General features: G+C 63.5%; 23 protein-coding genes. 12 read left to right on the forward strand and 11 right to left on the reverse strand.

Annotated elements, in window-relative coordinates; genetic code table 11:
- Positions 1-35 precede the first annotated feature (35 nt).
- Both manA and AB4Y81_RS09305 read left to right on the forward strand, forming a co-directional pair.
- Positions 36-1,286 (forward strand): mannose-6-phosphate isomerase, class I, encoded by a 1,251-nt coding sequence (gene manA / locus AB4Y81_RS09300; protein ID WP_416429076.1) that lies wholly within the window; start codon positions 36-38, stop codon positions 1,284-1,286.
- A 3-nt stretch (positions 1,287-1,289) separates the two neighbouring features.
- Positions 1,290-2,225: a lipid II:glycine glycyltransferase FemX gene (locus tag AB4Y81_RS09305; RefSeq protein ID WP_434328209.1), complete on the forward strand. Its 936-nt coding sequence runs from the start codon at positions 1,290-1,292 to the stop codon at positions 2,223-2,225.
- A 185-nt stretch (positions 2,226-2,410) separates the two neighbouring features.
- On the opposite strand, the gene glpX is transcribed toward AB4Y81_RS09305, so the two are convergent.
- Positions 2,411-3,433, reverse strand: coding sequence for a class II fructose-bisphosphatase (gene glpX, locus AB4Y81_RS09310; RefSeq protein WP_018777307.1), 1,023 nt, complete (start codon positions 3,431-3,433; stop codon positions 2,411-2,413).
- Between the two features lie 200 nt (positions 3,434-3,633).
- On the opposite strand from glpX, the gene AB4Y81_RS09315 reads away from it, so the two are divergent.
- The 5 genes from AB4Y81_RS09315 to AB4Y81_RS09335 all read left to right on the forward strand — a co-directional run bounded on the left by AB4Y81_RS09315 (position 3,634) and on the right by AB4Y81_RS09335 (position 9,019).
- Complete coding sequence (locus tag AB4Y81_RS09315; RefSeq protein ID WP_018777306.1) at positions 3,634-4,308, forward strand: DUF4245 domain-containing protein; 675 nt, start codon at positions 3,634-3,636, stop codon at positions 4,306-4,308.
- A gap of 57 nt (positions 4,309-4,365) precedes the next feature.
- On the forward strand, positions 4,366-4,980 hold the full coding sequence (locus AB4Y81_RS09320) for a carbonic anhydrase (RefSeq protein ID WP_018777305.1): 615 nt from the start codon (positions 4,366-4,368) through the stop codon (positions 4,978-4,980).
- A gap of 87 nt (positions 4,981-5,067) precedes the next feature.
- On the forward strand, positions 5,068-6,495 hold the full coding sequence (locus tag AB4Y81_RS09325) for a class II fumarate hydratase (protein WP_189075892.1): 1,428 nt from the start codon (positions 5,068-5,070) through the stop codon (positions 6,493-6,495).
- A gap of 185 nt (positions 6,496-6,680) precedes the next feature.
- On the forward strand, positions 6,681-7,349 hold the full coding sequence (locus tag AB4Y81_RS09330) for a TetR/AcrR family transcriptional regulator (protein ID WP_441995717.1): 669 nt from the start codon (positions 6,681-6,683) through the stop codon (positions 7,347-7,349).
- Positions 7,346-9,019, forward strand: a complete 1,674-nt coding sequence (locus AB4Y81_RS09335; RefSeq protein ID WP_039240319.1) for an MDR family MFS transporter — start codon at positions 7,346-7,348, stop codon at positions 9,017-9,019. Before AB4Y81_RS09330 ends, AB4Y81_RS09335 begins: the two co-directional genes overlap by 4 nt.
- Here AB4Y81_RS09335 and AB4Y81_RS09340 read toward each other — a convergent pair.
- Entirely contained in the window at positions 9,016-9,492 is a 477-nt protein-coding gene (locus tag AB4Y81_RS09340; RefSeq protein WP_018777301.1) for an NUDIX hydrolase, read from the reverse strand. The genes AB4Y81_RS09335 and AB4Y81_RS09340 overlap by 4 nt on opposite strands.
- A gap of 66 nt (positions 9,493-9,558) precedes the next feature.
- Positions 9,559-10,110, reverse strand: a complete 552-nt coding sequence (locus tag AB4Y81_RS09345) for a prepilin peptidase (RefSeq protein ID WP_441995718.1) — start codon at positions 10,108-10,110, stop codon at positions 9,559-9,561.
- Positions 10,111-10,171: 61 nt separating this feature from the next.
- Here AB4Y81_RS09345 and AB4Y81_RS09350 point away from each other — a divergent pair, with 61 nt between their 5' ends.
- Both AB4Y81_RS09350 and AB4Y81_RS09355 read left to right on the forward strand, forming a co-directional pair.
- Entirely contained in the window at positions 10,172-10,933 is a 762-nt protein-coding gene (locus tag AB4Y81_RS09350; protein WP_110504396.1) for a hypothetical protein, read from the forward strand.
- A 31-nt stretch (positions 10,934-10,964) separates the two neighbouring features.
- Positions 10,965-11,609 (forward strand): GNAT family N-acetyltransferase, encoded by a 645-nt coding sequence (locus AB4Y81_RS09355; protein WP_189075893.1) that lies wholly within the window; start codon positions 10,965-10,967, stop codon positions 11,607-11,609.
- A gap of 95 nt (positions 11,610-11,704) precedes the next feature.
- Here AB4Y81_RS09355 and AB4Y81_RS09360 read toward each other — a convergent pair whose 3' ends face one another.
- Entirely contained in the window at positions 11,705-13,099 is a 1,395-nt protein-coding gene (locus AB4Y81_RS09360) for a PhoH family protein (protein WP_189075894.1), read from the reverse strand.
- A gap of 237 nt (positions 13,100-13,336) precedes the next feature.
- Entirely contained in the window at positions 13,337-14,140 is an 804-nt protein-coding gene (locus AB4Y81_RS09365; protein WP_052247135.1) for an isoprenyl transferase, read from the reverse strand.
- Between the two features lie 107 nt (positions 14,141-14,247).
- Between AB4Y81_RS09365 and trhA the strand changes: the two genes are divergently transcribed.
- Positions 14,248-14,889, forward strand: a complete 642-nt coding sequence (trhA, locus tag AB4Y81_RS09370; RefSeq protein WP_039240310.1) for a PAQR family membrane homeostasis protein TrhA — start codon at positions 14,248-14,250, stop codon at positions 14,887-14,889.
- Positions 14,890-15,230: 341 nt separating this feature from the next.
- Here the strand turns inward: trhA and AB4Y81_RS09375 are convergent, their stop codons facing one another.
- Positions 15,231-15,539, reverse strand: coding sequence for a hypothetical protein (locus tag AB4Y81_RS09375; protein ID WP_055975197.1), 309 nt, complete (start codon positions 15,537-15,539; stop codon positions 15,231-15,233).
- A gap of 106 nt (positions 15,540-15,645) precedes the next feature.
- Positions 15,646-16,551 carry a mycothiol conjugate amidase Mca gene (gene mca / locus AB4Y81_RS09380; protein ID WP_039240309.1) on the reverse strand — a complete coding sequence of 302 codons (906 nt, stop codon included), beginning with the start codon at positions 16,549-16,551 and terminating at the stop codon, positions 15,646-15,648.
- A 73-nt stretch (positions 16,552-16,624) separates the two neighbouring features.
- Between mca and AB4Y81_RS09385 the strand changes: the two genes are divergently transcribed.
- Together AB4Y81_RS09385 and greA are read left to right on the forward strand one after the other, a co-directional pair.
- Positions 16,625-17,083, forward strand: a complete 459-nt coding sequence (locus tag AB4Y81_RS09385) for a DUF4307 domain-containing protein (RefSeq protein WP_018777292.1) — start codon at positions 16,625-16,627, stop codon at positions 17,081-17,083.
- A 152-nt stretch (positions 17,084-17,235) separates the two neighbouring features.
- Complete coding sequence (greA, locus tag AB4Y81_RS09390; protein WP_018777291.1) at positions 17,236-17,730, forward strand: transcription elongation factor GreA; 495 nt, start codon at positions 17,236-17,238, stop codon at positions 17,728-17,730.
- 105 nt (positions 17,731-17,835) lie between these two features.
- Here the strand turns inward: greA and AB4Y81_RS09395 are convergent, their stop codons facing one another.
- The 4 genes from AB4Y81_RS09395 to AB4Y81_RS09410 are packed head-to-tail and all read right to left on the reverse strand — an operon-like array spanning position 17,836 to position 21,995.
- Positions 17,836-18,450 (reverse strand): rhomboid family intramembrane serine protease, encoded by a 615-nt coding sequence (locus AB4Y81_RS09395; protein WP_018777290.1) that lies wholly within the window; start codon positions 18,448-18,450, stop codon positions 17,836-17,838.
- Between the two features lie 14 nt (positions 18,451-18,464).
- A complete protein-coding gene (gene ilvA, locus AB4Y81_RS09400) occupies positions 18,465-19,703 on the reverse strand; it encodes a threonine ammonia-lyase (protein WP_018777289.1) in 1,239 nt (412 codons plus the stop codon).
- Positions 19,704-19,706: 3 nt separating this feature from the next.
- Complete coding sequence (locus tag AB4Y81_RS09405) at positions 19,707-20,984, reverse strand: AI-2E family transporter (protein ID WP_018777288.1); 1,278 nt, start codon at positions 20,982-20,984, stop codon at positions 19,707-19,709.
- A gap of 60 nt (positions 20,985-21,044) precedes the next feature.
- Entirely contained in the window at positions 21,045-21,995 is a 951-nt protein-coding gene (locus AB4Y81_RS09410; protein WP_229778607.1) for an aldose 1-epimerase family protein, read from the reverse strand.
- Between the last annotated feature and the right edge of the window lie 6 nt (positions 21,996-22,001).

A 22,001-nucleotide genomic window follows, 5' to 3' on the forward strand; every position in this document is an offset into this window, starting at 1 on the left:
TCCCACGTCCAGCGCAACGATAAGGACTTTCTTTCGTGTACCAGATTGAGAATGTTTTGCGGCCCTATGCGTGGGGTTCGACGACGGCCATCGCCGGACTGCTGGGCCGGCAGGCCTCGGGCGGCCCAGAGGCTGAAATGTGGATCGGGGCCCACCCGGACTCCCCTTCGACAGCCATTCACCCCAACGGTGTCACCCAGCCCCTGGATGCCTTGATCGCTTCGGATCCGCAGCGCTTCCTTGGCTCCGAAAGCCTCGCCGGATTTGGTCCCCGCCTGCCCTTCCTCACCAAGCTCCTGGCGGCCGAAAAGCCGCTTTCCCTCCAGGTCCATCCGAGCCTGGAGCAGGCCCGTGAAGGATTTGCCCGCGAGAACGCCGCCGGGATCGCCCCCGACGCCGCTGAACGCAACTACCGCGATGACAACCACAAGCCGGAAATGATCTTCGCCCTCACGCCCTTCAAGGCGTTGTGCGGCTTCCGCTCCCCTGCTGACTCCCGCGGCATCTTTGAACACCTGGCGCACGTCCTTGACTCCGCCGCCATCGACGTTCCCGCCGTTATCGCGGACGTCGTCACCGACCTTGCGCAAGCTGATGCTTCCGCTGCGCTGAAGGCTGCCTTCAGCCGGCTCATCCAGGGCGGCAGTGACGTCTCCGATGCCATTAACGAGGTAGTCGCGGTACTTTCTGCCGGGGCACCGCTGGAGCCGCACCGGGAAGCGCTGACCGCAATGCTGGACATCAATGAAGCCTTCCCCGGAGACCCCGGCGTCCTCATCTCCCTGCTCCTGAACCATTTGTCCCTCGAACCCGGTGAAGTGGTCTACCTCCCTGCGGGGAACATCCACGCCTATCTGCACGGCCTGGGCGTCGAGGTCATGGCGTCCTCGGACAATGTCCTTCGCGGTGGACTCACGCCCAAGCACGTGGACGTTCCGGAACTGTTGAAGACCGTACGTTTCGAATCCCTCGGGGTTCCGCGCGTCGAGGCCAGCGGGACGGAGTTCGGACAGGAGCTGTACCGCCCGCCGTTCAAGGAGTTCCAGCTCCAGCGCATCGAGCTCGGCCCTGACGCAGCACCGGTGCCGCTGGCGCAGACCGGGCCCGCCGTCGTCGTGGTTGTTTCCGGCTCCGTGCTTCTCGACTCGCCCAAGAGCGACCTCCAGCTTGGACGTGGCGCTGCAGCGTTCATCCCCGACGTCGAAGCCCCGGTCAACGTCCACCCGGTCCAGGGCGCGACGGACACCAGCATTGCCTTCGCAGTCACGACAGGCTTGGGGAACTGAACCGTGGAATTCTTCCTCCAAACGCCCGCATGGGCGGCAGTCCAGCGTTCCCTGGGGCGCCGCGTCCACGAAAAATCCGGCCCCGGATGGAGTTTCCTCGCTATTGAGGAGAAGAACCCCGCGGGCAAAGTCATCTACGCGCCCTATGGGCCTATGGCTGATTCCGTCGAAGCATTCGACGCCGCCACGGCGGCTTTGGTGGCGCTGGCCAAGGCGGAGCACGCCGTCTTCGTCCGGATGGAACCTGCTGCGGCAGGTTTTACGGCGTCCGACGCCGGTCCCCTGCTCCGCGCGCGGGGCTTACGGCCCGCGCCGGTCAACCAGCAGCCGGAACTGAGCTGGATTGTGGATCTGGACGGGGATTTCAAGGACGTCCTCGCGGGCATGAAGCCAACAAACCGGAACTTGTACCGGAACATCCACAAAAAGGGAGTGACGTTCCGGACCTCCCAGGACCCGGCTGACATCTCCATCCTGCTGCACTTCCTCCACCTGACGGCGGCGCGGAATGGCTTCAAGCCGCAGAGCGATGAATACCTGACCCAGGTGGCGGCGTCATTGCTGCCTGCAGGGGCCGGAACCTTGTTCATCGCCGAACTGGAAGGTGAGCCCATCGCGGCCGCCTTCGCCTACGATTCGGCAGATACCCGGGTCTACGCGCACGCGGCACTCGATGACACGCACCGCAAGCTCAGCGCAGGCATCCCCCTCCTGGTCACCCTCATGGCAGACGCCAAGGAAAAGGGTCTCAAGCACGTGGACCTCTGGGGCGTCGCACCCGAGGACCAGCCGGACCACAAGTGGGCGGGCTTCACGGCGTTCAAGAAATCCTTCGGAGGCCGCGAAGTCTCCTACCCCGGCACCTGGGACCTCCCGGTCAACAAACTCCGCTACGGCGCCTACCAGCTGGCCAGGAAGCTCCGCAACAAACTCCGCTAAGCCTTTCCCGCGCCCGACCTACCCCTACCCAAAAATCGCGCGAAGCCGGAAGCCCCGGCACCAACGCATCCAAACAGCGAAAAGCGCCCCATCGCGGGAGCGGCATCAAATCGACGAGGTACGAGGAGATAGCCGCAGAGCGATGGGGCGCTTTTCGCGTCAAAGACGCGACTGCAGTGGAGGGGTTACGCCTTGCGCGCGTACGTCTCCCACTTGGATGCGTGGTGCTCAGCATCAACGAAGCGGACGGTGCCGGACTTCGAGCGCATCACGATGGACTGGGTCAGGACGCGGTCCTTCTGGTAGCGGACGCCGTGCAGGAGGTCGCCGTCGGTGATGCCGGTGGCTGCGAAGTAGCAGTTGTCCGAGGTGACGAGGTCGTTGGTGGACAGGACGCGGTCGAGGTCGTGTCCGGCGTCGATGGCCTTCTGCTTCTCGTCGTCCGACGTCGGCCAGAGGCGGCCCTGGATGACGCCGCCGAGGGACTTGATGGCGCAGGCTGCAACGATGCCTTCCGGGGTGCCGCCGATGCCCATGAGGGCGTCGACGCCGGTGCCGGTACGGGCTGCTGCAATGGCGCCTGCGACGTCGCCGTCCATGATGAACTTGGTGCGCGCGCCGGCTTCGCGGATCTCTTCAACCAGAGGGCGGTGGCGGTCACGGTCAAGGATCATGACGTTGAGCTGGTTGACCTTGACGCCCTTGGCCTTGGCGATGAGGTGCAGGTTCTGCTTGACGGGCAGGCGCAGATCCACCATGTCGGCGGCCTCGGGACCCGTGACGAGCTTCTCCATGTAGAAAACAGCGGAGGGGTCGAACATGGAGCCGCGCTCAGCGACAGCCAGCACTGCGAGGGCGTTGTTGATGCCCAGGGCGGTGAGGCGGGTTCCGTCGATGGGATCGACGGCGACGTCGCACTCGGGACCGGTGCCGTCACCAACCTGCTCGCCGTTGAACAGCATGGGGGCTTCGTCTTTTTCGCCTTCACCAATCACCACGACGCCGTTGAAGTGGACGGTGTGAAGGAACGAACGCATGGCGTCGACGGCGGCACCGTCGGCTTTGTTCTTGTCGCCGAAACCTACCCAGTGGCCGCCGGCAATTGCCGCGGCTTCGGTGACGCGGACGAGTTCAAGCGCAAGGTTGCGGTCGGGTTCGTCGATGCCGACGGCGAGCGACGGCGAAATCGTGGAATACTGCTGGGTCATTGGTGCAGGAGACACTTGAACCTCTTCTTCGAGTGACGATTCACGGGACCGGACATGGTTGCGCGGGGCAACCCGGGGTTCCTCTACCAACGATCATAGTCGCCACGTCCACTCCGGGTGGTTGAATGACCACCGGCCGCAATACCGGCGGTGAGGTTGCCCGATGTGTGTTCCCTGCCCCGATAAGGGATCATGGAAGGGTGAGTGAAACGCAGGACAAGCCCGCTGCCGGCAACCAACCGGATGCTGCCGCGGCTGAGCCAACCAGTGCCCCGGATGCCCCCTTCAAGCCCGTCATCGCGGCGAAAGCTGCCAAACGGGCCAACGCGTCCGTGATTGGCATGGTCATTGCCCTTTTGGTCTGCGTGCTGGCTTTCCTCCCCATCGTCCTGATGAATCCGGCTCCGAAGGGCGACGGCTTCAGGCCTCCCATCGATGTCTCCTCCATCGCCAGGAACGCCGAAGGTGTGGCGGGATTCACACCTGTCACTCCCGATACCGGCGACACATTTACCCCGAATTACGCGCGGTGGGAATCGGGCAGCGGGACAGGCGTGCCCACTTGGGAGGTCGGTTTCCTGACTCCCAAGGAAGCTTTCATCGGCCTCACCCAGACCAATAAGGCCAATCCCACCTGGGTATTGCAGCAGACGGGCAACCTCCCGGTCACCGGCACGCGCAACGCCGGCGGGCAGGAGTGGGAACTGCGCGATTCGGGCAAGGAAAAGCGCAGTATGGTCCTGGACTACAAGGGCACCACCATCATCCTGAGCGGCACGGCAAGCCTCGAGGAGTTCGCGACGTTGGCCACCGCCGTCGTCAAGTCAGCGGACCAGGGCACCGCACCTTCGGCCTCAGCCGCCCCGTCCGCCTGACGGGTTGGCGCGCAACAGTTTCACTGACTGCTGCCTCTGCGTCGTAAAGTAAGGTTCGTGCCTACTTACCTGACTCCAGCCCTGGCGTGGCGCCGTCTCCGCGAGGGCAACGAACGCTTTGTCTCCGGCGAATCCCTGCACCCCAACCAGGATGCCGCCCGTCGCTCGTCCCTCATCGAGGACCAAAACCCCTTCGCCGTCATCTTCGGTTGTTCCGATTCCCGGCTCGCTGCAGAGATCATTTTCGACCTCGGCCTTGGTGATGCTTTTGTTGTGCGGACCGCCGGCCAGGTGATTGACGACGCCGTCCTCGGTTCCCTGGAATACAGCATCAGCCAACTCCGGGTTCCCTTGATCGTCATCCTCGGCCACGACAGCTGTGGTGCGGTGAAGGCCACCAAGGCAGCTGTCGAGACCGGTGAGATGCCTGCGGGCTTTATCCGGGACCTCGTCGAACGCATCACCCCCTCCGTCCTGACTGCCAAGCGCAACGAGCAGGAAGACGTCAACGACATGGTGGTGGAGCACGTGAAGCAGACCGCCGCACGCCTGGCTGACAGCTCCCGTGTGATTTCCGACGCCATCGACGACGGCCGCGTCGCCGTCATCGGCCTGTCGTACAAGCTTGATGAGGGCCGCGCGGCCCTCGTTTCCGGGATCGGCAAGCTCTAAGGGGACGTGCTCCGGCGGCAACGCCGGAGCACGTAGCACTCTCCTCCGGGTTTTCTGTGAGGCGTCGGATCGCCATAAGCTAGCCCCATGACTTCCACCACTGAGTTCCGTATTGAACATGACACGATGGGCGAAGTTCGCGTCCCCGTGAACGCCCTGTACCGCGCCCAGACGCAGCGTGCTGTGGAGAACTTCCCCATCTCCGGCAAAACGCTCGAGCGCACACACATTGAAGCCCTTGCCCGGGTCAAGAAGGCCGCCGCACTGGCGAACGCCGAACTGGGGGTGCTCGATGGCGAGCTCGCCGAGGCCATCGCCGCAGCTGCCGATGAGGTTGCAACGGGCAAGTACGACGGCGACTTCCCGATCGACGTTTTCCAGACCGGCTCGGGTACCTCGTCCAACATGAACACCAACGAGGTCATCGCGGAACTGGCTTCCCGCGCCCTCTCGGCCGCCGGCAGCGACAAGGTGGTCCACCCCAACGACCACGTCAACGCTTCCCAGTCCTCCAACGACGTCTTCCCGACTTCCGTCCACGTCGCCGCCACCTCGGCCCTGATCAATGACCTGATCCCGGCCCTCGAGTACCTGGCAGCTTCCCTGGACCGCAAGGCCGTGGAGTTCAAGGACGTCGTCAAGTCCGGCCGTACGCACCTCATGGATGCGACCCCGGTCATGCTTGGCCAGGAATTCGGCGGTTACGCAGCGCAGGTGCGCTACGGCATCGAGCGCATCAACGCCGCTCTCCCCCGCGTAGCCGAGGTCCCCCTGGGCGGTACCGCTGTTGGTACCGGCATCAACACCCCGGCAGGCTTCCCGGAGCGCGTCATCGAACTCCTCGCAGCCGACACCGGCCTCCCGCTGACCGAAGCCCGCGACCACTTTGAGGCACAGGCGAACCGCGACGGCCTGATCGAGGGCTCCAGCCAGCTGCGCAACATCGCGATCTCCTTCATGAAGATCAACAACGACCTCCGCTGGATGGGCTCGGGCCCCAACACGGGCCTGGGCGAAATCGCCCTTCCGGACCTCCAGCCCGGCTCCTCGATCATGCCCGGCAAGGTCAACCCGGTCATCTGCGAAGCGTCCATCATGGTGTGCGCCCAGGTCATCGGCAACGACACCGCCATCGCCTGGTCCGGCACCAACGGCGCCTTCGAACTCAACGTCGGCATCCCCGTCATGGCCGCCAACCTCCTCGAGTCCATCCGCCTGCTGGCCAACACCAGCCGCGTCATGGCCGACAAGATGATCGACGGCATCACCGCCAACGTCGAGCGCGCCCGGTTCCTGGCCGAGGCCTCCCCCTCGATCGTGACGCCGCTGAACAAGTACATCGGCTACGAAAACGCCGCCAAGATCGCCAAAACCGCCGTCAAGGAGGGCCTGACCATCCGCCAGGCTACCGAGCAGCTCGGCTTCGTTGGCGAAGGCGAAGGCAAGGTCTCCGAGGCCGACCTCGATAAGGCTTTGGACGTCACCACCATGACGTCGCCGACCCACAAGGCCTGATTCTTGGCTTAAACCCAAAGCACGACGACGGCCGGTACCTTTCGCACGAGAGGTACCGGCCGTCGTCGTACCCGGGAGTTTTTGTACACCAGGTGCCCTCAAGAAACCTCCTTAGCGGCATCAGGTGTACAAAACCTCCGGGCGATATTTTGCACCCTACGGCGAAAAGTGCAAAACTTTACTTTGTGAGCAATAGTGCAAATATCGACGGCGGCCTCCGCGAGCGCAAGCGCGCCGCCACGCGGCTGGCCATCACGGCAGTCGCACGAACCCTGACCGCCGAACGCGGCCTGAATGGCTACACCGTGGAAGAGGTGTGCGAAGAGGCGGGCATCTCCCGCCGGACCTTCTTCAACTACTTCCACTCCAAGGAAGACGCAGTCATCGGAGCATTCTCCGATGACCTGCCCCAGGATTCGCTGGATAACYTCAACCGGGATCCTGAACGGCTGCCGGACGGCATCTCCGCCACGTTGCTCGCTGCCCTGTACCACCTCACCGTGGACATCGTGGAGCGTTCCACCATCAGCCGTACCGAGATCCAGCAACTGATTGCTGCCATCAAGGCCGAGCCCCAGCTCCTGGGCCGCATGACCCTTGAAGGCGAGGCCAGGGAGCGGCAGTTCATGGAACTGATCGCCGCCCGTGAGGGCCTCTCCCCCGGACATCCGGAGATCATCATGGCCTCAGCCGTGTTCGGCGCTGTTTCCAAGAAGACATCCCATCAGTTCTTCTCGGAGGACAACACGCGGCCTTACCGCGAGCTCCTGGACCAGAACCTTGCCGCAGCCCGGAAACTCTTATCGCAACCGCTGGACACCACTCCTGCACAGACACCGAAGGACCCCGCATGAGTACACTCTCGAAGGCGGCAGAACCACTGCTGCTGACCCAGAAACGGATCTGGATCATCTTCTCGGCGCTGATCGCAGGCATGCTCCTGTCCAGCCTCGACCAAACCATCGTTTCCACCGCCATGCCCACCATCGTGGGAAAGCTCGGCGGTGTCGAGCACCAGGCCTGGATCACCACGGCCTATCTCCTGGCCACCACGATCGTCATGCCCATCTACGGCAAGTTCGGTGACATCCTGGGCCGGCGCAACCTGTTCCTGGTTGCCATCGCCCTGTTTACCCTCGCTTCGGTGGGCTGCGCTTTCGCCACCGACTTCTGGGGCTTCGTGATCTTCCGCGCCATCCAGGGTCTGGGCGGCGGCGGCCTGATGATCCTCTCGCAGGCCATCATCGCCGACATCGTTCCCGCCAAGGAGCGCGGCAAGTACATGGGTCCGCTGGGCGCCATCTTCGGTCTCTCCGCCGTCGCCGGACCGCTGCTGGGCGGCTTCTTCGTGGACCATCTCACGTGGGAATGGGCGTTCTACATCAACATCCCCATCGGAATCGCGGCCTTTATCACCGCATGGTTCACCTTGACGCTTCCCAACAAAAAGGCCGAAAAGAAGATCGACATCCTGGGAGTCATCTTCCTCTCTGCCGCCACCACCTGCCTTATCTTCTTCACCGACTTCGGCGGCAAGAAGGACGAAGGCTGGGATTCGCCCCTCACCTGGGCCTTTGGCGCCGGCATGGTGCTGGCCGCCTTTGCCTTCGTCATGGTTGAACGGCGCGCCGAGGACCCCATCATTCCGCTGAGCCTGTTCAAGAACCCGATCTTCATCAACGCGACCGCCATCGGCTTCACGCTCGGCCTGGGCATGTTCGCTGCCATCGCGTTCGTTCCCACCTTCCTGCAGATGTCCTCCGGTACTTCAGCAGCCGAATCCGGGCTGCTCATGCTGCCGATGATGGTTGGCCTGATGGGCACGTCCATCTACTCCGGTATCCGTATTTCCAAGACCGGCAAGTACAAGATGTTCCCGATCCTGGGTGCGGCGTTGACCATTGCGGCCATGCTGTGGCTGACCACCCTGACGGCAGCAACCCCGATCTGGGTCATCTGCGTGCAGCTGTTCATCTTCGGTGCCGGCCTGGGGCTGATCATGCAGGTCATCGTCCTGGTGGTGCAGAACTCCGTTCCGGCGGACCAGATCGGCACGGCAACCAGCACCAATAACTACTTCCGCGAGGTCGGTGCATCACTGGGTGTCGCCGTGTTCGGTTCCATCTTCACCAACCGCCTGGCTGAATCACTCAGGGAGGCATTCACCGGTGCCGGCGCTTCTGCGGAGCAGGCTTCGCAGTCCACCAGCACGCTTGATCCCCAAGCCCTGGCGCAGCTGCCTGAGCAGTTGCGGGATGCGATTGTGAACGCGTACGCCAATTCCCTGGCTCCAGTGTTCTGGTACCTGGTGCCGTTCATCGCCATCGCCCTGGTTTTGGCCATCACGCTGAAGCAGATCCCACTCTCCGACACCGCCGGCATGGTGGCCCGTGGTGAAGCAATCGGGGGCGCGGAGGCTGACAGGCTTGAGGCTGAGCGCCGTGAAACCACGCAGACGGCGCCGGACGAGGACGACCTCAGGACGGATCGCCCGACAGCCGACGCCGGAAGCCAACAGCACTAATCCTCCATTTGGTAAGCCACGGGGCCCTCGGGCTCCGTGGCAAGCCTGATGGCTTCAAGGTTGCCGGCGCTCATCTCCGGAAGATCATCCAAGGCGAACCAGCCCACGGCCAGTGATTCGTCGTCATTGACCCTGGCGTCTCCCGAGACATACCTGCACCGGAAGGTGATGTCCAGGAAGTCGCACACGTCGCCGTTCGGGAAGGTCACGGGACCTACAACGCCGACGCCGACAATCCGTTCCGTTTCCGCCACCACCGCAGTCTCCTCGAAGATCTCGCGCACCAGCCCGGGGGCGGGGTGTTCGCCCGGTTCGAGCATTCCGGTGATGAGGGCCCAGTGCCCGTTGTCGGCCCGCTGGCCCAGCAGCACCCTGCCTTCGTCGTCGAAGACCACTCCCCTGACGGCCGGCAGCCAGAGGGGGTCATGGCCGATCTTCTCCCGCAGTCTGAGCACAAAATCCGGGGCACCCATGGTTCAGCGTTCCTCACAAGAATGGTCGGTCCCGGCGCGGTTTGCAGCCTTGCAGACAGGCTAGCCTCATGCGGGCAGCAGCACCATCGCAACAGCTGCTCCGGCCAGCATGAAAGGACCGAACGGAATGGCCGACCGCAGCGTTCCCCGCCGTGCGGCAAGGATGAACAAGCTCCACAGCCCTCCCAGGAGGAAGGCCGCAAAGGTTCCGGCAAAGATGTGGCTCCAGCCMAAATAGCCCAGGTAGAGGCCCAGCACCCCGGCCAGCTTCACGTCGCCAAAGCCCATCCCTGGTGGATGGATGAATCGCAGCACGAAATAGAAGAACCAGAGGGCCGCGCCGCCGGCAAGAACCGCCAGCCCTGGCACCCCCAACAGAGTGGCGGATGCTGCCCCTTGCGTAGGGGTACCGGGGAGCGACGCCGCGATCGCGGCAGCGAGCAACAGCACTCCGGCCACACCGTAGGACGGAAGCACAATCCGGTTGGGCAGCAAGTGGCTGCGGACGTCGATGACCGTGAGCCGGACARCCATCACCACGAAATACAGGCAGGCTGCCGCCACCAGCCAAAAACCCAGCGGGCTGGCTGTCCAGAGCTCGGAGAGTCGTCGGATCACCCTCGGATGCTACCCCGTTTTGCTCGTCCGACCCGTTTGAACGCTTGGGTAAACTGTGGATATGGGGCGCTACAGTGCAGACGAACCGGGCTTTGACTTGTCCTCCACATTCCGGAATCTATGCCGTTCTTCGCCATGGAAATGGACCACCCTGCGATTTGAATATCTTGAGCGGCCCGGCAGTGGCGCCAATATTGTCCGTGCCTGGCTGCGACGCCCGGGCGCCCTCCGCCTTGAGACGGCTGAGGGTCAACTGCTCCACAGCACCACCGGCATCAACGACTCCCGGGATGACCTGTACGTCAGCTCCACGCGACGGTCCTGGCTGCTGCCGGCGCATCTGGTGACGCCCGTCTACGACGACGCCGGGCTGGTGCGCAGGCGTCCCGAGGCGGCGTACGGTGAGCCGTCCTTCGGCAATGGCCGCCTGGCTGCAGCCTTGGATCCAGTGGAGTTGGCCGGCAACGCGCCGGTTCCCATCGAATTCCCGGACACCAACCGCGTCTTCTTCGAACCCCCCAGGGAAGTGGACCACGAGGGCCGTCCCGCCCTGGAAACCATCGTCACGCCCAGCCGGACCTACGTTCCTTCCGATCCCGCCCAGCCCTTGGTCCATCCCGGCCGGACGCTGATCAGGATCGACACCGGAACAGGGGTCTGCGTGGCCAGCCAGAGCCTGGACGGCGACACCTCCGGTACGGGCCATTGGCTGAAGATCCTGGGTGTCGACGAGTACATGCTCGATGACCTGTTCCTGGCGGAGTCCATGAACCTCACGGACGTCCGGCGGCACATTCCGTGGGACATCGGCCCGGCCGCCTGACCGCGCCGCCTTTTCGGGCTAAGCTACGGCGATGACATCGCTGGCAGACATCTGGCCCCCGTTCGGACTCATTCTCACCACCCCGAGGCTGACCGTCCGTCCGATTCTCGACGACGACATCCCCGCCGCCGTGGACGCGGCCCGCTCAGGTATCCACGAACCCGGCAAGTGCCCCTTCAGCACGCCCTGGGCTGAAAGGCCGGCGGACGAGCTGGCACCGAACATGGCCCAGTGGTACTGGCGGTGCCGCGGAAACTTCACCAAGGATTCCTGGACCCTCCTCCTGGCGGTCTGGCGCGACGACGAATTCCTAGGCGTACAGGACCTCGGTGCCAAGAACTTCGCGACGCTCAAAACAGTAAGCACGGGTTCCTGGCTCAAGCAGTCCGCGCAGGGCCAGGGCGTCGGCAAGGAGATGCGCGCCGCCGTCGTCAGCTACGCCTTCGATTACCTTGGCGCCGAAGTGGCCGAATCCGAAGCAGCGTCGTGGAACCAACAATCCCTGGGCGTCTCCACCAGCCTCGGCTACGAACTCAACGGCATCTCCCGGGACGGCTGGGGAGAAAAAATCGAAGAAGTCCAAAGAGTCCGTCTCACCCCCACCACCTTCAAACGCCCCGACTGGACCCTCAAAGTCCAGGGCCACGAAGAACTAAAGAACTACCTGAAGCTGTAACTGCACCTGCACCTGCGTCGTGTCTAAGCGACGGCGAAGGGCCGTGGCCCGGCGAACCGGACCACGGCCCTGGACACCACGTTCCAAGGAGATGCTTAGATCTCAGCCCCCTCCAGCAATTCCGTAACAAGGGCAGCAATCGGCGAACGCTCGGACCGGGTCAGCGTGATGTGCCCGAACAGCGGATGTCCCTTGAGGGTCTCCACGACGGCGGCAACGCCGTCGTGGCGTCCCACGCGCAGGTTGTCGCGCTGGGCAACATCGTGGGTGAGGACGATCTTGGAGTTTTGACCGATGCGGCTCATGACGGTCAGCAGGACGTTCTTTTCGAGCGACTGGGCTTCATCCACGATGACGAAGGCGTCGTGCAGCGAACGCCCGCGGATGTGGGTCAGGGGCAGGACTTCCAGCATGCCGCGGTCCATGACTTCTTCCACGACTTCCTGGCTGACCAACGCGCCGAGGGTATCGAACACGGCCTGGGCCCACGGGTTCATTTTTTCGGACTCGGATCCGGGAAGGTAGCCGAGCTCCTGGCCGCCCACTGCGTACAGGGGCCGGAAAACAACCACCTTCCGGTGCTCACGGCGCTCCAGTACGGCTTCAAGGCCTGCGCAGAGGGCGAGCGCGGACTTGCCTGTGCCTGCCCGTCCGCCGATGGACACGATGCCCACGGAAGGGTCCATGAGCATGTCGATGGCCAGCCGCTGTTCGGCGGAGCGTCCGTGGAGGCCAAAGACGTCGCGGTCGCCCTTGACCAGACGGACCTGCTTGTCGGCTCCCACGCGCCCCAGAGCGGATCCCCTGTTCGACAGAAGCACCAGTCCGGTGTTCACGGGGAGTTCGGCGGCTGCGGGAATGAAGACAGGTTCATGGCCGTAGAGCGTGGTGATTTCGTCGTCGTTGGCTTCTAATTCCGCCATGCCGGTCCAGCCGGAGTCCTTGACGAGTTCGTTGCGGTACTCGTCCGCCTGGAGTCCCATGGCAGACGCCTTGACCCGCATCGGGAGGTCTTTGGAGACCACCGTGACGTTGTGGCCCTCGTTGGCCAGGTTCTTGGCCACGGCCAGGATCCGGCTGTCGTTGTCGCCACCGCGGAAGCCCGCAGGAAGCACGTCCGGGGAAATGTGGTTCATTTCCACCCTGAGCAGCCCGCCGTCGTTCCCCAGGGGAATGGCCCGGTCCAGTCCGCCGTGTTCAATCCTGAGGTCGTCGAGGAGACGCAGGGCTTTCCTGGCGAAGTAGCCAAGTTCCGGATCGTGGCGCTTTCCCTCGAGTTCACTGATGACCACGATGGGAACGATGACCTCATGTTCTGCGAACCGCAGGAGTGCGTGGGGATCGGAAAGCAGGACGGATGTATCGATCACATAGCTGCGGCCCGTGGCGGACGCTGTTGCCCGCGCTTTTTGTGGGACCCGCTTGGCGCGAGAGGTAGCTGCACTTTCCCCGTCGGAAACCATTGCGGGCAGTTGCTCAGAAATAGCCACATCGACTCCAGCCCCGGGCGGTCGCCCGGCCTAATGGTGAAGCGGCTCGGCCGGAAGGCCGGGCGTGGCCTCCCATGTAACTGGTGCGATGTTCCGCTCCATATACTGGCCTCCCCGATCAGCGGGCGGTTTTGCCTGCTGATGGGATTAACGTAATCCCCGACACATTCATTTCCGCAATCCGTCGTCGGCAAGTCGCATGTCGGGCTCGTTAATTTTCGGTGAACCGCGCCCGGGCTAGGTTCCGTAGCGGCGCTGCCGCCCGGCATAATCCCTGAGCGCACGGAGGAAATCGACCTTGCGGAAGGCGGGCCACAGGGCTTCGCAGAAGTAGAACTCGCTGTAAGCGCTTTGCCACATGAGAAATCCGGAGAGCCGCTGCTCGCCTGAAGTGCGGATCACCAGGTCCGGATCGGGCTGGCCCCTGGTGTAGAGGAACCGGGAGATGTCGTCCACTGAAAGTTCATCTGCCACCTCGGACATGGTGCGTCCTTTGGAGGCGGCATCGTGCAGGAGTTCCCTGACGGCGTCGACAATTTCGCGGCGGCCACCGTAGCCGACTGCGACGTTGACGTGGATCTTTTCGTGGACCGGCGTCCGGGACGTGAGTTTGTTCAGCCGGTCAGCCAGGTAGTCCGGCAAAAGTTCCGGTGCTCCCATGGCGTGGACAGACACGTCTTCGTCTTCGTCGAGCCGGTCCATGGTGTTGGCGATGATGCCCATGAGCAGGTCCAGCTCCTCACCGGAGCGGTTCATGTTGTCCGTGGAGAGCATGTAGAGCGTGACGACCTTGACGCCCAGTTCCTGGCACCATCCCAGAAATTCGTGGATTTTGTCTGCGCCGGCCTGGTGTCCTTGGCTGGTGGGGGCATTGAACTGGCGCGCCCAGCGCCGGTTGCCGTCCACCATGACGCCGATGTGCCGTGGGATCTGGTCCTGCTTGAGTGAGCGCAGGAGTTTGCGCTCGTAGAAGCCATAGAGGAAACCGGGCAGCTCCACCGGACTCTCACCTGACTTCCTTGCTTGTACGACGACGCACATCCAAGGCTACCTTCCCGAGCTGCCGGGGCGGTGCAGTGGACAGTCAAAAACCGCCCAACACTTGTTACCCAGAAGTAACTTACCGAAACGTAGGTTATTCTTGGAGCATGGCTGAGCTCCTCGAAACCAAGCCCCTCTGGCGTGGATGGATCCACGCAGTTGCCGCTCCTTTTGCACTTGCAGCAGGGATAGTCCTGGTGACGGTTGCTCCCACTCCGGACCGCAAAGTCACGTCCACCATCTATGCCCTGACCGGTTTCCTGCTGTTTGGCGTCAGCGCCGTGTACCACCGGGGAAACTGGTCCCCCAAGGTCCGCATGCTCCTCAAACGGCTGGACCATACCAACATCATGCTGGTGATCGCCGGGAGCTACACGCCCCTGGCATGGTCCCTGCTGGAACGCTCTGAAGCTGTCACCTTGCTATGGCTTGTGTGGTCCGGGGCGATCGTCGGCGTCTTGTTCCGGATTCTGTGGACCCATGCTCCGCGCTGGCTCTATGTCCCGGTTTACATCGCCCTCGGTTGCGGGGCCCTGTTCTACCTGCCGCAGTTTTTCGCCGCGAATGCCGCCGCAGCCATCCTCATATGCGTCGGCGGCGCCCTGTACATTGCCGGCGCAGTGTTCTACGCCCTCAAGAAGCCAAACTTCAGCGCCCGGAACTTTGGTTTCCACGAACTGTTCCACGCCTTCACCGTGCTGGCCTTCGCCGCGCACTTCATCGCCATCATGATGGCCGTCCTGAGCTAGCCCGGAAAGACGGGTTCACCGCCCACAGCCATGGCGGCCAGCCGCGCCCCAGCCATGGAGGCAGCAACGGGACGTCACTCCGGGGGCCGGGGACGCGTCGTCGTACGTTTGATGGGCGACCACCACCCCTGGGCGGGCGACGTCAGCAACGCGCCGCACAGTTCGCGGCGATGCCGCGAGCCAGGACCGGCGACGGCGGCCGCAACCCGGCAGCGGCAAACGCCAAGCCGTCATCCCCGAACGGACGGCAGTGGACGGGATTGCCCGCGTGTTGCCGGAGATAGGCAGAGGGTTCCGAACCCAAGGCATCGCTTGCCCCGGGACAGCCGGTTCCGCCCGTTTTAGCGGGCTCCGGGGCCGCCATTGCCGATCTCGTCAGTGGGACCGCCGCTTTGTGCCGGATTCCCGTCCGCGGACGGCTCACCCGCTTCAGCAGCCAGACGGGCTTCCTCTACCTGTGCGCGATAGCGGACGCGTCGGATCCTCCGGACCATGTCCACGATCAGGAAGGTAGTGAGGATCACGATGAAGGCCGTGAGGACGAAGCCCCACGTGCCCGGCGTCACCTGATCCTCGGACAGGCCGGGCCGCAGCGTGCCCGTGGGATCGGGCGACGGAGTGACGGTCAGGGCGAGAATCAAGTGGTGCACGGTCAAACCTTCTATGGGAACTGGTGCGCGCCGGCCGGCAAAGCGTAACCGGGATGCTGATGGGCCATCCGGTAATTTCTACGAACGATAGAAACTACCGGCGTTCTTATCTTATCCCTGCGAAGAGATCCTTTTCGGGCAGCTCGGAAGGCACACGGGACTTGATCAGGGTGTAGTCCTCCCAAGGCCACGTGGTCCGCTGCAGTTCCGGCGATACGGCAAAGAAGAAGCCCAAAGGGTCGATCTGGGTGCGGTGGGCCCGCAGGGCGTCGTCGCGGACCTCGAAGTAGTCGCCGCAGTCGATCTGGGTTGTGGTCTGGTGACCGCCGGCGGGTGGCGTGTGTCCCTCGGCGTCGGCCTCCAACCACGCCGCCAGCCGCTCGGCGTACGGAGACTGCAGCCCTGCTTCCTCCAACGCGAAATGGAGGGCACGGAAACGTGCGGGGCTGAAAGCACGGTCGTAGTAGAGCTTGTCCGGGGCCCACGGCTCGCCCATGCCGGGATAGCGTTCGGGATCGCCCGCGGCTTCATAGGCTTCAACCGCCACCTTATGGGCCATGATGTGGTCCGGATGCGGATAACCGCCGTTTTCGTCGTAGCTGAGGATGACGTGCGGCTTGAACTGACGAACCAGGCGCACCAGTGGAGCTGAAGCCCGTTCCAGCGGCTGCAACGCGAAGCATCCCGGCGGCAGCGGCGGGAGGGGATCTCCTTCCGGCAGGCCTGAGTCCACGAATCCGAGCCAGCGCTGTTTGATTCCCAGCACCGCTGCCGCGTTGGCCATTTCCAGCCGGCGCGCACCGGCCATGTCCCGCTTGGGATGCGGGGCATCCTCCATGGCGGGGTTCTGGATGTCTCCACGTGATCCGTCCGTGCACGTGGCGACCATGACGTCCACGCCTGCGGCGGCGTACATCGCCATGGTTGCTGCACCCTTGCTGGACTCATCATCCGGGTGGGCGTGGACGGCGAGCAGCCGCAGCTGCTGGTCGGAACTGCTGGACGCTGTCACGTGACGGCTCCTCTTTCATGGATCTGCTTCAGGGGCGGCAAAGTGCCACCGGGATCGGCACTAAACTGGATGGGTGACTTCAGAGGACCTTTCGGCCACCCAAGTACCGGCAAGCACCAGCCTAGCCAATCGCTACGGCGGTCAAAAGCGCGCCATGACAGGCAAAACCAAGCGGAACATCATCATCGCCGCGCTGGTGGTCGCCATTGGCTTGGCCGGGTATGTCGCGACAGGGTCCGCGCAGGCTCCCGTCACGTTCAAGGACATTGGCTACAGCACGGTGGACGACACCCAGGCCGAGGTCGATTACCAAGTCACCAAGTCCCCTCGCGCCACCGCGAAATGCGCCATCAAGGCCCTGGACTCGAAGTTCGCAGTAGTGGGTTGGAAGGTGGTCGAGATCGGCGCCAACGAGCCCCAGGACGACCCCGACGGCGGGAGGACCACTGTCCAGCGGACCACCCTGAGGACCGAGTCCCCGTCCGTCTCCGGCGTCGTGGATAACTGCTGGATTGTGGACAGCGGCAAATAACAAACGTGTGACCTACGGCTCAACCGGTTTGGGTTCGTCCAGAGGATTTACTACAATGGATGAAACCTTCACCCCGTTAAGTTGGTTACTGAGTTTTACGAGTGGCCACCTCGGCGGGGTCTTTTGCATTGTCAGATCTAGAGGAGAAATCCGTGTCTACCACCAACAGCGCCACTGCGGCTTGGCTTACCCAGGAAGCTTTCGACCGCTTGAAGGCTGAGCTGGACCACCTTTCCGGCGCTGGCCGGGCGGAAATCGTCCAGAAGATCGAAGCTGCCCGCCAGGAAGGCGACCTCAAGGAAAACGGCGGCTACCACGCAGCCAAGGAGGAGCAGGGCAAGATCGAAGCCCGTATCCGCCAGCTGACCGCCCTTCTGCGCGATGCGCATGTGGGCGAGGCCCCGGCCGACGACGGAATCGTCGAGCCCGGCATGCTGGTTGTTGCCCGCATCGCCGGTGACGAAGAGACGTTCCTGCTGGGCTCGCGCGAAATCGCCGGAGATTCCGATCTGGATGTCTTCAGCGAGAAGTCGCCCCTCGGTGCAGCCATCATCGGCCACAAGGAAGGCGACAGCCTCAGCTACGTCGCTCCCAACGGCAAGGAAATCGCGGTAGAGATCGTCTCCGCCAAGCCGTACGTCGCCTAGGTATCAGCCCGGGCACCACAAGCACGACGCCGGCCCCCTCCTTCGTGGAGGGGGCCGGCGTTTTTTGTGCCCGGCCCAGCTTTGGGACTTACTGTCCCCGTTGGGTCAGGGGGTGATGGCGGGCTTGGGCCGTAGCAAGAGGGCCGCGATGATGCCACCGATGGCGCCACCCAGGTGGGCCTGCCAGGAGATGTAGCCCATCACCGTAGGCAACACCCCGAAGAGGATGCTGCCGTAGGCCATGAACAGCACCACGGACAGCAGGATCTGCCACCAGCTCCGGTTGAAGAAACCCCGGACCAGCAGGAACGCGAAGAAGCCGAACACCAACCCGGAGGCCCCAACCGTCACCCCTCCCCCGCCGATGAGCCACACAGTCAGCCCCGAGCCCAGCCAACTGAACGCCAGGGCGGTGATGAACACGCGGATGCCGGACAGGAACACCAGGAAACCGAAGATGATCAGCGGCAAGGTGTTCGAGATCAGGTGGTTGAAGTTTGCGTGAAGCAAAGGAAAGGTGAGGATGTCCAGGACACCGTCCATGGAGCGGGGGCGGAGTCCGAAAGTGGCGTTCAGGGCGTGCCGCATCAGCGTATTGAGAATCTCGATGACGTAGAGCAGGACCACGAACCCGCCCATGAAGAGCAGGCCGCCCTTCGCCCGTCCGGCCAGCGATTCCTCGGCTTCGGCTCTTGATCCTTCAGGCGTTCCAAGCACCATGGGCGCTCCTCCCGTCAGTGCACCACGATCGGCTGGAAGCCCTCGGCCCGCAAGGCGCCAAGGACCTGTTCGCCGTGTTCGTGGCCCTTCGTTTCCAGGTTGATGGTGATGGAGACATCGCCCATGCTGATGGAACCGCCCAGGCGCGTGTGGTCCAGGCCGGTCACGTTGGCATCGTTCTCTGCGATGATCCGGGCGATCGTAGCCAATGAGCCGGGACGGTCATCGAGCATCATACGGACCGTCATGAAGCGGCCTGCAGCCGACAAACCGCGCTGGATGACCTTCAGCATCAGCATGGGATCGATGTTGCCGCCGGAAAGCACGACGGCGGTGTTCCCTGGGTTTTCGATCTTGCCGTCCATCAGTGCGGCTACTCCCACCGCGCCGGCGGGCTCAACGACCATCTTTGCGCGTTCCAGCAGGAAAATGAGCGCACGGGCCAATGAGTCTTCGCTGACGGTGACAACGTCGTCCACAAGCTCGCGGATGATGCTGAACGGCAGCTGTCCCGGTCGTCCCACTGCGATGCCGTCAGCCATCGTGGATACCTTCTTGAGCGGCACCAGGGCATCGGCAGCCAGGGAGGGCGGGTACGCCGCGGCGTTTTCTGCCTGCACGCCAATGACCCTGATCTCACGGCCAAGCTCCTTGGCGCGGGCTTTGATGGCCACAGCCACGCCGGCCAGCAGTCCACCGCCGCCGACGCCCATAAGGATGGTGTCCACATTGGGGATCTGTTCCAGGATCTCCAGACCGATGGTGCCTTGACCCGCTACGACATCCACGTTGTCAAAGGGGTGCACGAACACGGCACCGGTTTCGTTGGCGTAGCGTTGCGCTTCGGCCAGTGCCTCGTCCACATTGTGGCCGTGAAGGATGACCTCTGCCCCGTGGCTGCGCGTGGCGGCGAGTTTGGGGAGGGCGACGCCCAGCGGCATGTAGATCCGGGCGTTGATGCCCAGGCTCTTGGCGGCCACTGCGACACCTTGGGCGTGGTTGCCGGCGGAGGCCGCCACTACACCGCGCTTCTTTTCGTCGGCAGTGAGGCGGGCCATGCGTACATAGGCACCACGGACTTTGAACGAGCCGGCGCGCTGCAGGTTCTCACACTTGAAGAAGACATTTCCGCCCACAAGGTGGCCCAGCGCCCGGGACGACTCCACCGGAGTCTTGGTAATAATGCCCTCGAGCAGCTCCTGCGCCTTGAGGACATCGTCCAGGGTGACGGGCAGGGTATCGAGGGTATTCACTGACTATTCTCCTTTGTTGGTGTCGGCCTCGGGGCCCTCAGCAGAGGTGCTCCCCGGAGCCTTGGTCGTGCCGGCGCCGCCCCTGGCGAGACGGGATTCGGACTTTGGAAGGTGCACTTCCTTGAAGTTGGCGTCGCCGGAACCCGCGGAAGCGGCCGCCGGTTGGAGTCCGGCGCCACCCAATCCTTCATCATGTTCCCACGTCCGGCCGGCAATGTAGCGAACTGCCGTGTTTACTACGGCGAGCAGGGGAACTGCGAACAGGGCTCCCGGGATGCCTGCCAGATAAGAGCCTGCAGCCACCGAGAGGATGACGGCCACCGGGTGCAGGGCAACAGCCTTGCCCATGACCAGCGGCTGCAGGATGTGACTCTCAAGCTGCTGCACCAGCAGGACGATGGCCAGCATGATCAGGGCATTGACGGGCCCATTGGCGACGAGGGCCAGCAGCACCGCGATGGCACCGGTGACCAGCGCGCCCACAACAGGGATGAACGAGCCGATGAAAACAAGGACGGCGAGGGGCAGTGCCAAGGGGACCTGGATGATCGCAGCACCGACACCAATGCCTACGGCGTCCACGAAGGCAACAAACATCTGGATACGGACGTAGCTGACCATCGAGGTCCAACCCCGCCGGCCTGCACCGTCAGTTGCCCTCCGCGCCGTTTTAGGCAGAAGGCGTACCAGGAAGGCCCAGATCCGGCTTCCCTCCAGCAGGAAGAAGATCAGGATGAACAGCGCCAGCACCAGGCCGGCCGCGAAGTGTCCTGCGGTACTGCCAAAGGACAAGGCACCGCTGAGGATGCTGCTGCTGTTGTTCTGCAGGGCGTTGGCACCATCGGCGATGTACTGGTCGATCTGGTCGGCGGTGAGATGGAGGGGGCCGTCGGCCAGCCAGGTCTGGATCTGCTGGATTCCGGCGAGGGCTTCCTGCCACAGTGCGCCGAAGCCGGACACCAACTGCCGGCCCACAAGAGCCAGGGCGCCGGCAATGACGCCGATGAACCCGACTACGGTAATAGCGACGGCAGCGCCATTGGGAAGTTTGCGGCTCCGCAACCAGGCCACCACCGGATAGAGCAGACCGGCCAGCAGCGCTGCCACCATGACGGGGATGATGAGGAAGCTGACCTTCCCCAGGAGCCACACCAGAGCACCGATCATGAGCAGTATCAGACCTGCCCGCCACGACCAGGCTGCAGCAATGCGCACCCCATAGGGGATGTCCTCGGCGATTTGGCGGTCAGAACGGGGCTTGGCGTCCGGTGTTGGCGTCATGAACCCATAATTCCGTAGCCCGCTCCGTATGGGAAACCGACCCGCAGGCAGCGCCGCGGACTAAAGGGATGCAGTAATGCCCCAGTTCATGGTGAACGCCTCCCCCGGCGCCAACCAGCGGAGGCCGTCACCACTGTTGAAGGCGTTCGCCGGGCCAGTCATCGGTTCGATGGCCACTGCCCTGGAACGTCCAGGAAAGGTGTCAGTGATGAAGACATGGACATACTGGCAGTTCGTGTCCTGCTCCAGGCTTACACTGCGGCCATCAGGTGCGGTGAGCGTATGGCGGGCCGCGCCGCCGTCGAACTCCAGGTCCGTTAACGCGACGTCCACCAATGACGGGCCAACCGGGATGCCTGATGAAAAGTCGTACGGCCCGTCCGCCGGGGCCGTGCTGCGCGGGATCAGGCGCTCATCCGCCACAAGCCGGGTCCGGGCGTTGACGGTAAGGATGAGGTCTTCGGGGGCAGTGTCGCCCAAGCGCAAGTAAGGGTGGGCGCCAAGGACAAAAGGAGCCGGGCTCTGCGCTTGGTTGATCAAGGTCTGGGAAACACGGAGGTCCAGGGCGTCGTCGAGTTCGTAGCGCACCCGGTGAAGCACCAGAAACGGGTAGCCGTGCTGGGGAAAAACAGTGGCTTCCAGGGTGACGGAGAATTCGGACTCATCCACCAGCGCATATCCGGTGTTGCGCAATAGTCCGTGGCTGGCGTTGTTGCGTGAAACTTCCGTGATGTCGAGCTGCTGCTTCTTGCCGTCGAGGTACCAGATTCCGTCTTCAACCCGGTTGGCCCACGGCGCAAGGGTGATGCCGGTGGCCCCTGGAGAGATTTCAGCGTCGCCGTAGCTCTCGGTCAGCTGGACGCCGCCGCGGGAGTACAGCCGCAGTCCCGCAGCCAGTTCCGTCACGACAGCAACGGCGTTGTCCCGTCGCAGCTCGAACTGCCGACCCGTGGCGAAACGGCGGGATTCGGGGTGGTGGGCGCTGTCGGCTGGCATCGAAGAGGCAGGCATGGCATT

The organism is Paenarthrobacter sp. TAF1, assembly GCF_052113825.1.
GTDB classification, from domain to species: domain Bacteria; phylum Actinomycetota; class Actinomycetes; order Actinomycetales; family Micrococcaceae; genus Arthrobacter; species Arthrobacter nicotinovorans.